A 14,012-nucleotide genomic window follows, 5' to 3' on the forward strand; every position below is an offset into this window, starting at 1 on the left:
CCCACCATAGACGCCGCGAACAAGGGCCGGGACGGCAGCCCGCGACAGGCTCGCGGCGACATCATCATCGACCCGGCGTAACGCCCGGACCTCGGAGAACGACAGGATCATCGAGAGTACTTCGCTATTGGACGACCGGTTCAACGGAGAGCCGGAGGGATCAACGAAGATCCCGGCGCGGGGCACGACCTCCGGGTCGTCACGCAGTCCACGGCGATATTTTCGAAGAGACACGCGACGGTCCCCCTCCGGGCGGGATCGGATCCATCGAGCACGGGACACTGCTAATCTCGGAACTAGAACAGGTTCCAATTCAGTGGGAGTTCCGATGGCACAACAGATCCGCGACGTGGTCGAGCAGTATGTGAAACTGGTCGGCTCGGGCCCGACCGAGGATATCGTCGAGCTGTACGCGCCCGACGCTGTCATCGAGGACCCGATCGGCACCGAGCCCAAACGCGGGCACGCGGCGATCCGTGAGTTCTACGACGTCCTCGCCCAACTCGACCGTGAGACCGAATTGCACGCCGACACCCTGCGCGTCGCCGGAAATCACGCGGCGTTCCTGTTCACGCTCGTCACCAGATTCGGCGATCAGCGCCTGACGCTGAGCCCGATCGACGTCATGGAATTCGACGACGACGGCAAGATCACCCGAATGCGCGCCTACTGGGGCCAGGACGACATGAGCAGCGAAACCGTCTGATCACGACGATCACGCCGGATCGAGGACCGCGCAGGCCAGATCCGGCATCAGGTCGAACGCGTCCGCCTCGCCCGCTGCCGCGAGCAGGCGGTCGACACAACTCGCGCCCACCACCAGACGCAATCGACGCCCGGTGTGCCCCGCCGTAGCGCGGGCCTCGATGAGCACGCGCAGACCGGCGACGCCGAAGAAACTCACCCTCGACAGGTCGACGGCCACGATCGGCGCGGCGTTGTTCACCGCTGCGATCAGCGAGGTCCGCAATACGTCCACGGTGTAGTGGTCGACCTCCCCCGCGACCGCGCAGAGACTCACGGTATCGCCAGGTGTGGTCACCGAAACATGGAGCCGGTCGGCGGGACCGGACGGCCGCGATGTCGTCGCGGAAATTCTGGTGGTGATGACGGTCGACATACGGACCCCGGTCCGGTCGCGCGCGGCAACAGAGAGATGTGCCCGCGTAGGCGGTGCGTCCCGGCGTCACAACACCCGAGACCGGGCTGGTTGCTCAACCCTCATCAGGGGTACCCCATTCCGCGCCGCCGCACACCTTTCTCCCCAGACATATCCCCCGATCGACGCGAACGGCCCGGATATCCGTGCGGATATCCGGGCCGTTCGGTACGGAACAACGATCAGGCGGACTTCTCGCGACGCTCCGCCCGCTGCGCCTTGCGAGGCACGATGGTCGGGAGCACGTTCTCGGTCACCGTATCGGCGTTGACGACCACCTTGGCGACATCGTCACGGCTGGGGATGTCGTACATCACCGGCAGCAGGACTTCCTCCATGATGGCGCGCAGACCGCGAGCGCCGGTGCCGCGCAGGATCGCCTGATCGGCGATGGCCTCCAGGGCGTCCTGGGTGAACTCGAGTTCGACGCCGTCCATCTCGAAAAGCCTGATGTACTGCTTCACGAGGGCGTTCTTCGGTTCGGACAGGATCTTGACCAGCGATTCCTTGTCCAGGTTCGTCACCGAGGCGACGACGGGCAGACGACCGATGAACTCGGGAATCAGACCGAACTTGATCAGATCCTCCGGCATGACCTCGGAGAAGTGATCGGTGGTGTCGATCTCCGCCTTGGACCTGACCTCGGCGCCGAAACCGATACCGCGATGGCCGATGCGGTCGGAGATGATCTTCTCCAGGCCGGCGAACGCGCCCGCCACGATGAACAGCACGTTGGTCGTGTCGATCTGGATGAACTCCTGGTGCGGGTGCTTGCGCCCGCCCTGGGGCGGCACACTCGCCTGGGTGCCCTCGAGGATTTTCAGCAGCGCCTGCTGCACGCCCTCACCGGAGACGTCACGGGTGATGGACGGGTTCTCGCTCTTGCGGGCGATCTTGTCGACCTCATCGATGTAGATGATGCCGGTCTCGGCCCGCTTGACATCGTAGTCCGCGGCCTGGATCAGCTTGAGCAGGATGTTCTCGACATCCTCGCCGACATAACCCGCCTCGGTCAGCGCGGTCGCGTCCGCGATGGCGAACGGCACGTTCAGCATCTTCGCCAGGGTCTGCGCCAGATAGGTCTTACCGCAGCCGGTGGGGCCGAGCATCAGGATGTTCGATTTCGTCAGTTCGACGATCTCGCCCCGGCTGTCGCGGCCCTTGTCACCCGCTTGGATGCGCTTGTAGTGGTTGTAGACGGCCACCGCGAGCGTGCGCTTGGCGGTGTCCTGCCCGATGACATAGTTTTCCAGGAAATCCCGGATCTCCGCGGGCTTGGGCAGTTCATCGAGTTTGACCTCGCTGGACTCCGCCAGCTCCTCCTCGATGATCTCGTTGCATAGATCGATGCACTCGTCGCAGATGTACACCCCTGGTCCCGCAATGAGCTTCTTGACCTGCTTCTGGCTCTTTCCACAGAACGAGCACTTGAGCAGATCGCCGCCATCTCCGATGCGCGCCATCTCGTGGGTCCCTACTTCCTTGTCCGCGTGCAACCGTCCGTCCAGGTTGCCAGCAATCCGCCGAACTCGGGTGCAATCACGAACACTTCGAGCGTGTAGGGCGGGTCGAGCGATGCCGTCAACCGGGAGCAAAGGTCCCTAGGTCGACCGTACCCGGTGTGGTGGAAGGAGGTCGACAACTCGAGCATGTTTCTCGCCGGTGTTGTGCCAGTTCTCACGGCATTGGAACACGTTCCACCGTGGAAGGGCCGGATCCGACATCCGGCCACCCGCTTCGCGACCCATTCCCATCGGAGTTGTTCCGATCGGTCGGTTTCTCTCGAAGCGCACCGGCCGAACAGTCTGCCACCTGGCGTCCTGCCCGGCCGGATTTACCTGCAACATAGCAACTTACGAGCACTCCCGCTCATCGGGCGAGACACTTCCCACCCTACGGGAACGTTCGCGGGCTATTTCTGCGCGCTCAGCTTGCGGTAGCCGAACACCTGATCGACGATCCCGTATTCCTTGGCATCCTCTGCCGTCAGGATCTTGTCGCGGTCGGTGTCCTTGCGGATGGTGTCCGCGTCCTTGCCGGTGTGGTTGGCCAGCGTGGTCTCCATGAGCCTGCGCATGCGCTCGATCTCGGCCGCCTGGATCTCCAGGTCCGACACCTGCCCCTGGATGCCGCCCTCCAGCGCGGGCTGATGGATCAGCACGCGGGCGTTGGGCAGGCAGGCCCGCTTACCGGGCGCGCCCGCCGCGAGCAGCACGGCGGCGGCGGAGGCCGCCTGGCCGAGGCAGACGGTGACGACGTCGGCGCGGACGTACTGCATGGTGTCGTAGATCGCCATCAGCGCGGTGAACGAACCACCGGGCGAGTTGATGTACATGGTGATGTCGCGATCGGGATCCTGCGACTCCAGCACCAGCAGCTGCGCCATGATGTCGTTGGCCGAGACATCGTCTACCTGCGCGCCCAGGAAGATGATGCGCTCCTCGAACAGCTTGTTGTACGGGTCCGAGGTCTTCACACCGTAGGTGGTCTGCTCGGTGAACTGCGGCAGGATATACCGCGAATGCGGGCCCTGCGGGGCCATGCCGGAAACGCCGGCGCGTGGGTCGATCGAATTGGCCATCTTCGTCTCCAAAGTCTATGTGGGTGAGCGGGTTTGCGCGGTCATCCGGCGACTGCCCGTCGGCAGTTCACGCGAACCGACCGGCTAGTTGCCCACGCCGTTCGCCTGATTCGCGTGGCTGATCACGTGGTCGATGAAGCCGTACTCCAGCGCCTGCGCGGCGGTGAACCAGCGGTCGCGATCGGCGTCGGCGGTGACCTGCTCGACGGATTTGCCGGTGTGCAGCGCCTGCAACTCGTTCAGCTCACGCTTGGTGTGCACGAACTGCTCGGCCATGATCGCGATATCGGCGGCCGAACCACCGATACCCGCCGACGGCTGGTGCATCATGATCCGCGCGTGCGGCAGCGCGTAGCGCTTGCCCGCGGTACCGGCCGTGAGCAGGAACTGCCCCATCGACGCGGCCAGCCCCATGCCGTAGGTGGCGATATCGCATTCGGCGAACTGCATGGTGTCGTAGATGGCCATACCCGCGGTCACCGAACCGCCGGGCGAGTTGATGTAGAGCGAAATGTCCTTGACCGGATCCTCCGCCGAAAGCAGCAGGATCTGCGCGCACAGTTTGTTCGCGATGTCGTCGTCGACCTGGGTACCGAGGAAGATGATCCGCTCACGCAGCAGGCGCTCGTATACCGAATCACTGAGGTTGAGTCCAGCAGTGGGGGAACTCATGACGACCCCTGCCTTGTTCATTGTCACGGATACCTGCCTTCTCTTCTCACCGGCTTGTCATTGAAAGCTACACAGCGCTCGTTTGCCACACAGCCATCTCTTCGCTGTCACAAACACTAACGAAGCAGGGCGGCGCCGAACTCCCGGCACCGCCCTACTTCGCTCACAGCGCAACTTCGCCGGCGCTCGATCGGCGCTCAGCCGCGCTGCGTCGCGAACTATTCGGCGGTCGCGGCTTCGGTCTCGGTGTCGTCCGAGGAAGTCACGGCGTCGATGATGTCGTCGGAATCCTCGGGCGCGCCGAACATCTCGGCGGTGTCGACCGCGTTGCCCTCGGAGTCGGTGACCTTGACCCGGCCGACGACACCGGCCAGCGCCTTACCGCGACGGACGTCGGCGAAGATCGCGCCGAGCTGGCCCGCCTGCTGCACCTGCTGGATGAACTGCTCGGGCGACAGGCCGTAGCGCTGCGACTGGAACAGGATCCGCTCGGTCAGCTCTTCCTGGCCGACCTGGGTGTCCTCGGCCTCGGCGATGGCGTCGAGCAGCAGCTGGGTCTTGACCGACTTCTCCGCCGCTTCCTTGGTGTCCTTGTCGAACTCCTCGCGGCTGCTGCCCTGGGCCTCGAGCGCCTCGGCGAGGCGAGCCTCGTCGTGGTCGAAGCCGTGCACGGCGTCGTGGGTGACCGCGTCGATCTCGGCCTGCACGACGGCCTCGGGCAGCGGCACCTCGACCTTGTCGAGCAGGGTCTCGAGCACCTTGTCGCGGATCTCGCCCGCCTGCTCGACCTTCTTGGTCCGCTCGACGCGGCCCTTCAGGTCGTCCTTCAGCTCGTCGAGGGTGTCGAATTCGGAAGCGAGCTGGGCGAATTCGTCGTCGGCCTCGGGCAGTTCGCGCTCCTTGACGCTCTGCACGGTGACCTTGATGACCGATTCCTTGCCCGCGTGCTCACCGGCGACCAGGTTCGAGGTGAATTCGGCGGACTCGCCCGCCGACAGGCCGATGACGGCCTCGTCCAGGCCCTCGATGAGCTGGCCGGAGCCGACCTCGTGCGACAGGCCGGAGGTGGCCGCGTCGGCCACTTCCTCGCCGTCGACGGTGGCCGAGAGATCGATGGAGATGAAGTCGCCGTTCTGCACGGCGCGCTCGACACCGGTCAGGGTGCCGAAACGCTGACGCAGCGACTGGAGCTGCTCGTCGATGTCGGAATCCTCGACGGTGAACGCGTCGACGGTGACCTCGATGTCGTCGTAGGACGGCAGCGAGATCTCCGGACGAACGTCGACCTCGGCGCTGAAGGCGAGTTCCTGGCCGTCCTCGATCTTGGTGATCTCGATCTCGGGCTGGCCGATGACCTTGATCTCGGAGGTGGTGACGGCCTCGCTGTAGCGGCCGGGCAGGACGTCGTTGACGACCTGCTCCAGAATGGCGCCGCGGCCGAGACGGGCCTCGAGGAGCTTGGCCGGGGCCTTGCCCGGACGGAAGCCGGGAATACGGACCTGCTTGGCGAGAGCCTTGTAGGCACGATCGAAGTCCGGCTTCAGTTCCTCGAAGGGCACCTCGACATTGATCCGGACCCGGGTCGGGCTCAGCTGCTCGACGGTGCTCTTCACGGACATGCTCCTTGTTCGTTGTTCGGTTCGGTGTTCGTGCTTGTCGTCATGCTGGTCAACGACGGCGGTACATGAGCCCCGTCCCCACCGTGCACCCCGGGATCCGGAATGAAGGGCGGAGCGACGCCACGTGCTGACCGGGTCGCGGACGTTCCTGGTCCGCGCACCCTGATGTACGCATCCCGACCAGGGTAGTTGACCGGTCGCGAGGGCCTGCAATCGGTCACGGCATGGACGGCGACGCCACCGACCGGGCCGGTTTAGACGCCACCGACCGGGCCGGTCCAGACGCCACCGACCCGCCCGGGTTCACGCGGGCGCGAGGATCAGTTCCCGACCTTGACCGCGTCGGTCACGAAGACCAGCGTCTCGTTGGGCTTGACGCCGTTGCCGCCCTTGCCGTAGCCGAGTTCGGGGGGAATGATCATCAGCCTGCGCGCGCCCTGCTGCACACCCTCCAGCCCCTGCTCCCAGCCGGGGATGACCTGTCCGGAGCCGAGTGTCAGCGGGAAGGGCTTGCCGCGATCGAACGAGCTGTCCAGCTTCTTCTTGTCCGACCAGGTGATCAGCGAGTAGTTCATGGTGAGCTGCTGGCCGGTGGCGGCGCCGGGCCCGCTGCCCGCGACGAGATCCTTCACCAGGAGCTGCGTGGGCGGATCGCAGTCGTCGGGGAGCGTGATCTTCGGATTCTCGCCGTAGCCGCCCTCCACCTTCACATCGTCGGCGGTGCATTCGCGGCCGAAGGTGGTGGCTGCCGCGGCGGCGGTCGAGGAGCCGCGCGCCGAGGTCGTGGCCGAGGTCGCCGCCGCACCCGTGTCGTCGTCCGACCCGCACGCGGTGAGCGCGACCGCGGCCGCGGCGACGACGCCGACTCCGATGATCCTGCCGAGTTTTCGCATGCGGCGGACCTTAGGCCACCGGGCCGCGCCGCGCCCATCCGCCCTCACCGATTCGCCACGCTGCCCGACCTCGCCCGGCTCGGTAGAGTTGCCGTGAATCTCCATCCGGTGTCGTCGCTCTGACCATCGAAGTTCGCGATCGGCACGACGTCCGACCGTCGACGGCGAGTCGCGCCGACGACGTCCGCAGTGAGGAGAGTCCGTAGATGACCCGAGTGACCGACGCGGAGAAAGACACCTCGGCCGACAATGTCGACAACGGTGGCGGACGGACCATCCCACCGCGCCCCTATGTACTGGGCGATATCCCGGGCCCGCTGGACCGGGCCGAACTCACGTCCATGGACGCGTGGTGGCGTGCCGCGAACTACCTGGCGGTCGGCCAGATCTATCTGATGAGGAATCCGCTGCTGCGTGAACCGCTGCGGCCCGAGCACATCAAGCCGCGCTTGCTCGGACATTTCGGCACCGTGCCCGGTTTGAATCTGGTGTGGGTACACGCCAATCGGGTGATCCGGCAGCGCGGGTTGAACGCGGTCTTCGTCGCCGGGCCGGGCCACGGCGGCCCCGGCCCCAACGCGTGCGCGTGGCTGGAGGGGACCTATTCCGAGCTCTACGGCCATATCTCACGCGACGCCGTCGGGATGGGCGCGCTGTTCGCCCAGTTCTCCTTCCCCGGCGGGGTGCCGAGCCACTGCGCGCCGGAGACTCCCGGCTCCTTCCACGAAGGCGGCGAACTGGGGTACTCGCTACTGCACGCGTTCGGCGCGGCACTGGACAATCCGGATCTGACCGTCTTCTGCGTGATCGGCGACGGCGAGGCGGAAACCGGTCCGCTCGCGGGCAGCTGGCATGCCGCCAAATTCATCAGCCCGGGGCGCGACGGCGCGGTGGTGCCGATCCTGGCGCTCAACCAGTACAAGATCGCCAATCCGACCCTGCTCGCCCGCATCCCCGAATCCGAACTGCTCACGCTCATGCGCGGATACGGATACGACCCGATCATCGTGGCCGGCGACGATCCCGCCCGAGTCCACCAGGACATGGCGAGCGCGATGGACAGCTGTCTGGATCGGATCGAGAGGATCAAGGCCGCCACGCGGGCGAATCCGGACGAGCGCGCGTACTGGCCGATGATCGTGCTGCGCACGCCGAAGGGCTGGACCTGTCCCCCCGTCGTGGACGGCGAGCAGGTGGAGGGCACTTTCCGCGCGCACCAGGTCCCGCTGCCCGCCGCCCGGACCGACGACGCGCACCGCGTGGTGCTCGAAGAATGGTTGCGGTCCTATCGGCCCGAGGAACTCTTCGACGAGAACGGCCGACCCGTCGGTGAACTACTCGATCTCGTCCCCGTGGGCGCGCGCCGAATGAGCGCCAACCCGGTCGCCAACGGCGGCACGCTGGTCCGCGATCTGCGGCTACCGGATTGGCGCGACTACGGCGTCGAGATCGACGCGCCAGGAGCGGCCGACCACGAGGCCACCCGGGTGCTCGGCTCCTGGCTGCGTGATGTCACGCGCGACAACCCGGACAATTTCCTGACTTTCGCGCCCGACGAGCTGGCGAGCAACCGCCTCCAGGACATCCTCGAAGTCACCGGCCGCGACTGGCAGGCCGAGATCGACCCGAACGACGTGAAACTCGACCGTCGGGGCCGGGTCATCGAAGTGCTCTCCGAGCACATGTGCCAGGGGTTGCTGGAGGGATATCTGCTCACCGGCAGGCACGGGGTCTTCACCTGCTACGAGGCGTTCATCCACATCGTCGACGCCATGTTCAATCAGCACGCCAAATGGCTCGACGCGAGCGCGGCGGTGCCGTGGCGACGTCCGGTGCCGAGCCTGAACTACCTGCTCTCGTCGCACGTGTGGCGCCAGGATCACAACGGATTCACCCATCAGGACCCGGGTTTCCTCGACGTGGTGCTCAACAAGAAACCCGAGATCGTGCGCGTGTACCTGCCGCCGGACGCGAATACGCTGCTGTCGACCTACGACCACTGCCTGCGGTCGCGCCACTACGTCAACGTGGTGGTCGCGGGCAAACAGCCGCAACCGGATTGGCTCGGCGTCCAGGACGCGGCCGCGCACTGCGCGCGCGGAGTCGGTATCTGGGAGTGGGCGGGCAACAACGACGACCTCGGCACCAGCCCCGATGTCGTGCTCGCCTGTGCGGGCGATGTGCCGACGCTGGAAACGCTCGCGGCCGCCGCGATCCTGCGGGATCGCCTGCCCGATCTGCGTGTTCGGATAGTCAATGTGGTCGATCTGATGCGGCTGCTGCCTGCCGACGAACATCCGCACGGTCTGCCCGACAGCGAATTCGACACGCTCTTCACCACGAATCGCCCGGTGATCTTCGCGTTCCACGGGTACCCCTGGCTGATCCACCGGCTCACCTACCGCCGTACCAACCACTCCGAGATGCATGTGCGCGGATACAAGGAAAAGGGTACGACCACAACGCCTTTCGATATGGTGATGCTCAACGACCTGGATCGCTACCACCTGGTGATGGATGTCGTCGATCGCGTTCCCGGCCTGCGGGAGAAGGCGGCGGGACTGCGTCAGGAAATGGTCGACGCGCGATGGAAGGCCAGGGCGTGGACTCGCGAACACGGCGCTGACATCCCGGTGGTCTCGCAATGGCGCTGGCCCGATCCCGCGTTGTGAACGCGTAGGTACGGGCCGCGTTATCCGGTCCGTCTGCGAGAACTCGATCGGCGCGAGCCCACCCGACGAAATCTGCTTGCCGCGGAGGTCTCGCAACGGCGACCATCGCAGGATGCTCTTGACGATCACCTGTACCCGACCGGAGGACGCGACGTGGCCCGCGACCGATCTGGGGTTCCTGCTGCACAAGAACCCCGACCGGGTGCAGGCGTTCGAGCAGTCCTACGGCACCGCGCACGTGCTGTATCCGGAGGCGACCGAGTCCCGGTGCACAGCGGCGCTCGTCCTCGAGATCGATCCCATCCGGTTGGTGCGCGGGCGTGAGCGCAACACACCGGATTTCAGTCTCGGCCAGTATGTGAACGACCGCCCGTACGCGGCGTCGTCACTGCTTTCGGTCGCGGTGGGCCAGGTCTTCCGCACGGCGCTGCGCGGCCGTTGCGCACATCGCGAGGAACTGGCAGGCACCGCGCTGCCGTTGCGGCTGGAGTTGCCCTCCGTGCCGTGCAAGGGTGGCGCGGATATCGCACATCGGGTGTTCGCGCCGCTGGGCTGGACCGTCCACGCGACCCCGCTCCCCCTGGATCCGGCCTTTCCCGACTGGGGCGACTCGCACTACCTGCGACTGGAACTCACGGGCACGATGCGGCTCGCCGACGCGCTGTCGCACCTCTACGTCCTGCTGCCGGTGCTCGACGGCGCGAAACACTACTGGGTGGCCGCCGACGAGGTCGACAAATTGATCCGCGCGGGCGCGAGCTGGCTCGGCGACCATCCCGAACGCACCTGGATCACCCGGCGCTACCTGGCCCGCCGCCATTCCCTGGTCAGGACCGCCCTGGCCCGGCTCGCCGACATCGACGAGGTGGAGCCGGAAAGTATGGACGCGGTGGACGAGGTCGACACCGCGGAAAGAGTGGACCACGTCGACGAACTCGGCACTGTCGACCGGGCTGACCGGCAGGTGCGATCCGAGACCGGCGACGCGGGCAGCGGTGTCGACCCGACCGAGGTCGCCGGTGATACCGGCACCAGTCGCGACAACCGGACGACGGAGGTACCCGCCCCCTCACTCGCGGTGATGCGCAGGACCACCGTGCTCGACACGTTGCGCGCCGCCGGTGCCCACCGGGTGCTCGATCTCGGCTGCGGTGAGGGCTCACTGCTGCGGGAACTGCTCGCGGACAGGACATTCACCGAGATCGTCGGCGTGGACGTGTCGACACGCGCGTTGAATATCGCCGCTCGCCGACTGCGGCTGGATCGGCTGCCCGAGGCCGTCTCGCGGCGGCTGACACTGATCCAGGGATCACTCACCTACACCGATGCCAGGCTGCGCGGATACGACGCGGCGGTGCTCATGGAGGTGATCGAACACCTCGATCCGCCCCGGCTCGGCGCGCTCGAGCACGCGGTCTTCGTGACGGCGGCACCGGCGACGATCCTGGTCACGACGCCGAACGCGGAGATCAACGTCCGATTCGACGGTCTGGCCCCCGGCGAGTTCCGCCACCACGATCACCGATTCGAGTGGACACGTGCCGAATTCGAGGAGTGGGCGACGTCCGTCGCGTCCCGCACGGGCTACACCGTGCGCTTCGTCGCCATCGGGGTTCCCGATCCGGAATTCGGATCCGCCACGCAGATGGCGGTTTTCACCGCGGCGAGCCGCGCCGACACCGACAACGCCCGAGGAGGTCACCGATGACCGAACTGTCCGTCCCGGAACTGTCCCTGGTCGTCCTCGTCGGCTCGACCGGTTCCGGTAAATCGACGTTCGCGCACAAGCACTTCCGTGCCACGGCCATCGTCTCCTCCGACACCTGTCGCGGCATCGTGAGCGACGACGAGAACGATCAGAGCGCGACTCCCGAGGCCTTCGCGCTCCTGCATCACATCGTCGCCGTCCGGCTGCGGCGCGGACTGCGCACGGTGGTCGACGCCACCAATGTGCAGCCGAAGGCACGCCAGGAACTCGTCGCGCTGGCGCGGGCGCACGATGTGCTTCCGGTGGCGATCGTCCTGGACGTCCCGGACGCGGTGTGCGTGGAACGCAACGCCGGGCGCGCCGAGCGGTCGCATCTGAGCCCGCACGTGGTGGCACGCCAGCAGCGCGAACTGCGCCGCGGGCTGCGTGGGCTGGATCGCGAGGGATTCCGGAAGGTCCACGTGCTGCGCGGAATCGACGCCATCGCCGCCGCGACGATCGTCGACGAGAAATCATGGAACGACAAACGGCACCTCACCGGGCCGTTCGACGTCATCGGTGATGTGCACGGCTGCCTGGCCGAATTGCAGACCCTGCTCGGCGAACTCGGGTACGACGTCGCGCGCGACTCCGAGGGCAGGGCGGTCGACGCCGCGCACCCGGACGGACGCACCGTGGTCTTCGTCGGCGACCTGGTCGACCGCGGCCCCGACACCCCCGGCGTGCTGCGGTTGGCGATGGGCATGGTGGCGTCGGGAACGGCGCTGTGCGTCACGGGTAATCACGAGAACAAGCTGGTCCGGGCGCTGGACGGCAAGAAGGTCCGCGTGGCGCACGGTCTGGCCGAATCCCTCGCGCAACTGGAGTCCGAGGACGACGATTTCCGCAAAGCCGCGCGCGAATTCTGCCGCGGCCTGATCAGTCACTACGTACTCGACGGCGGCAGACTCGTGGTCGCGCACGCCGGGTTGAAGCAGGAGTACCACGGTCGCGCGTCGGGCCGGGTGCGCGCCTTCGCGATGTACGGGGAGTCCACCGGTGAGACCGACGAATACGGCCTTCCGGTGCGTTATCCGTGGGCGGAGGAGTACCGCGGCCGCGCCACGGTCCTGTACGGCCACACCCCCGTCACCGAATTGCGGTGGGTGAACAACACGCTGTGTCTCGACACCGGTGTCGTGTTCGGCGGAACGCTCTCGGCGCTGCGGTACCCGGAACGGGAATCGGTGTCGGTGCCCGCCGAACAGGTCTGGTACGAACCGGTGCGGCCCCTGGCGGCCACGACGATCGCGACACCCGACGGCGTCGTCCACCGTGATCCCGGCGTGCTCGACCTCGAGGACGTGCTCGGCAGGCGCGTGGTCGAAACGCGCCACCACGGCCGGGTCGGCGTTCGGGAGGAGAACGCGGGCGCGGCGCTCGAGATCATGAGCCGATTCGCCATCGATCCGCGCTGGCTGATCTACCTGCCGCCGACCATGGCCCCGTGTGCGACGTCGACGCTGGACGGATTCCTCGAACATCCGGCGGAAGCGTTCTCGTATTTCCGCACCCAGGACGTCCGGCAGGTGGTGTGCGAGGAGAAGCACATGGGCTCGCGCGCCGTCGTCGTCGTGACGCGATCGGCCGGTACGGCTCGCGATCGATTCGGCATCGAGGACGGCGGCACCGGCGCGCTCTACACGCGGACCGGTCGACCGTTCTTCGACGACGCCGCGTTCACCGAGACGATCCTGAGTCGCGTCCGCGACGCGGCGGAGAAGGCGGGTCTGTTCGAGGAGACGAAGTCGGAATGGCTGCTGTTGGACGCCGAGCTCATGCCGTGGTCGGCCAAAGCCGTGGGATTGCTGCGCGGTCAGTACGCGGCGGTCGGTGCCGCCGCGCGCGGTTCCCTCGACGCGACCGCGCGGGTGCTCGCGGCCGCGACCGCGCGTGGCATGGACGTCGCGGGTCTGGCGGCGCGGACCGACGAGCGCGCCGCCGACGCGCGCGCGTTCACCACCGCCTACGGCCGCTACTGCTGGCCGGTGGACGGTCTGGCCGGATTGCGCCTCGCGCCGTTCCAGATCCTGGCGGGCGGTGGTCCGGCGGGCGGCGGTGAGGTGTACGCGCGCCGCGATCACCGCTGGCATCTCACGCGGATCGATCGCCTGGTCGAGGCCGACCCGGAGCTGTTCGCCGGAACCGGCCGCGTTTTCGTCGACCTGTCCTCGCCGGACAGCGAGGCGGCGGCCGTCGACTGGTGGACCACCCTCACCGATGCCGGTGGCGAGGGAATGGTGGTGAAACCGTTCGACTCCATGGTCGACGGCGCGCCGGGGCGGGAAGCGGAGGGCGCGCACCCGGGACGGCTGGTCCAGCCCGGCGTGAAATGCCGAGGTCGGGAGTACCTGCGGATCATCTACGGCCCGGAATATCCGCGCGAGCCCAACCTGGAACACCTGCGCCACCGCGGCCTCGGACGCAAGCGGTCGATGGCGCTGCGCGAGTACGCCCTCGGTCTGGAAGCACTGGACCGGTTCGTCGCGGGCGAACCCCTGTGGCGGGTGCACGAAGCCGTGTTCGCGGTGCTCGCGATGGAATCCGAACCGGTCGATCCACGTCTGTAGGACGGGAGTAGAAAGGTCGTCCCGGTGAACGACCGCACCGGGCGTTCGCCGGGACGCGCCACCTCGACGGAGCGGAGTGCTGGCGGATAACCGGTGGTC

General features: G+C 66.9%; 10 protein-coding genes. 4 read left to right on the top strand and 6 right to left on the bottom strand.

Annotation, left to right across the window (positions count from 1 at the left end):
* The first annotated feature begins 328 nt into the window (after positions 1-328).
* Positions 329-706: a nuclear transport factor 2 family protein gene (locus tag DAT37_RS07030; RefSeq protein WP_109523853.1), complete on the top strand. Its 378-nt coding sequence runs from the start codon at positions 329-331 to the stop codon at positions 704-706.
* Between the two features lie 9 nt (positions 707-715).
* Here DAT37_RS07030 and DAT37_RS07035 read toward each other — a convergent pair whose 3' ends face one another.
* The 6 genes from DAT37_RS07035 to DAT37_RS07060 form a co-directional block, all read right to left on the bottom strand.
* Complete coding sequence (locus DAT37_RS07035; RefSeq protein ID WP_232839558.1) at positions 716-1,042, bottom strand: STAS domain-containing protein; 327 nt, start codon at positions 1,040-1,042, stop codon at positions 716-718.
* 299 nt (positions 1,043-1,341) lie between these two features.
* Complete coding sequence (gene clpX / locus DAT37_RS07040; RefSeq protein ID WP_109523855.1) at positions 1,342-2,622, bottom strand: ATP-dependent Clp protease ATP-binding subunit ClpX; 1,281 nt, start codon at positions 2,620-2,622, stop codon at positions 1,342-1,344.
* Between the two features lie 449 nt (positions 2,623-3,071).
* Positions 3,072-3,740: an ATP-dependent Clp protease proteolytic subunit gene (locus DAT37_RS07045; protein ID WP_109523856.1), complete on the bottom strand. Its 669-nt coding sequence runs from the start codon at positions 3,738-3,740 to the stop codon at positions 3,072-3,074.
* Positions 3,741-3,824: 84 nt separating this feature from the next.
* The gene (locus DAT37_RS07050) at positions 3,825-4,412 is read right to left on the bottom strand and encodes an ATP-dependent Clp protease proteolytic subunit (RefSeq protein WP_109523995.1); all 588 of its coding nucleotides are present in this window, start codon (positions 4,410-4,412) and stop codon (positions 3,825-3,827) included.
* Between the two features lie 218 nt (positions 4,413-4,630).
* Positions 4,631-6,025 (bottom strand): trigger factor, encoded by a 1,395-nt coding sequence (gene tig / locus DAT37_RS07055; RefSeq protein ID WP_109523996.1) that lies wholly within the window; start codon positions 6,023-6,025, stop codon positions 4,631-4,633.
* Positions 6,026-6,351: 326 nt separating this feature from the next.
* Positions 6,352-6,924, bottom strand: a complete 573-nt coding sequence (locus DAT37_RS07060) for an FKBP-type peptidyl-prolyl cis-trans isomerase (protein WP_109523997.1) — start codon at positions 6,922-6,924, stop codon at positions 6,352-6,354.
* Between the two features lie 206 nt (positions 6,925-7,130).
* Between DAT37_RS07060 and DAT37_RS07065 the strand changes: the two genes are divergently transcribed.
* From DAT37_RS07065 to DAT37_RS07075, 3 genes are all read left to right on the top strand, one after another.
* The gene (locus DAT37_RS07065; RefSeq protein ID WP_109523857.1) at positions 7,131-9,596 is read left to right on the top strand and encodes a phosphoketolase family protein; all 2,466 of its coding nucleotides are present in this window, start codon (positions 7,131-7,133) and stop codon (positions 9,594-9,596) included.
* Positions 9,597-9,708: 112 nt separating this feature from the next.
* A complete protein-coding gene (locus tag DAT37_RS07070) occupies positions 9,709-11,304 on the top strand; it encodes a 3' terminal RNA ribose 2'-O-methyltransferase Hen1 (protein WP_109523858.1) in 1,596 nt (531 codons plus the stop codon).
* A complete protein-coding gene (locus tag DAT37_RS07075) occupies positions 11,301-13,913 on the top strand; it encodes a polynucleotide kinase-phosphatase (protein WP_109523859.1) in 2,613 nt (870 codons plus the stop codon). Before DAT37_RS07070 ends, DAT37_RS07075 begins: the two co-directional genes overlap by 4 nt.
* Positions 13,914-14,012 lie beyond the last annotated feature (99 nt).

The sequence above is a fragment of the Nocardia aurea genome (assembly GCF_003123685.1).
GTDB lineage: Bacteria > Actinomycetota > Actinomycetes > Mycobacteriales > Mycobacteriaceae > Nocardia > Nocardia aurea.

Excerpts from the sequence above, each read along its gene's own strand:
- DAT37_RS07045 (WP_109523856.1), bottom strand. The coding sequence starts at position 3,740 with ATGGCCAATTCGATCGACCCACGCGCCGGCGTTTCCGGCATGGCCCCG.
- clpX (WP_109523855.1), bottom strand. The coding sequence starts at position 2,622 with ATGGCGCGCATCGGAGATGGCGGCGATCTGCTCAAGTGCTCGTTCTGT.
- DAT37_RS07060 (WP_109523997.1), bottom strand. The coding sequence starts at position 6,924 with ATGCGAAAACTCGGCAGGATCATCGGAGTCGGCGTCGTCGCCGCGGCC.
- DAT37_RS07065 (WP_109523857.1), top strand. The coding sequence starts at position 7,131 with ATGACCCGAGTGACCGACGCGGAGAAAGACACCTCGGCCGACAATGTC.
- DAT37_RS07050 (WP_109523995.1), bottom strand. The coding sequence starts at position 4,412 with ATGAGTTCCCCCACTGCTGGACTCAACCTCAGTGATTCGGTATACGAG.
- DAT37_RS07030 (WP_109523853.1), top strand. The coding sequence starts at position 329 with ATGGCACAACAGATCCGCGACGTGGTCGAGCAGTATGTGAAACTGGTC.
- DAT37_RS07070 (WP_109523858.1), top strand. The coding sequence starts at position 9,709 with ATGCTCTTGACGATCACCTGTACCCGACCGGAGGACGCGACGTGGCCC.
- DAT37_RS07075 (WP_109523859.1), top strand. The coding sequence starts at position 11,301 with ATGACCGAACTGTCCGTCCCGGAACTGTCCCTGGTCGTCCTCGTCGGC.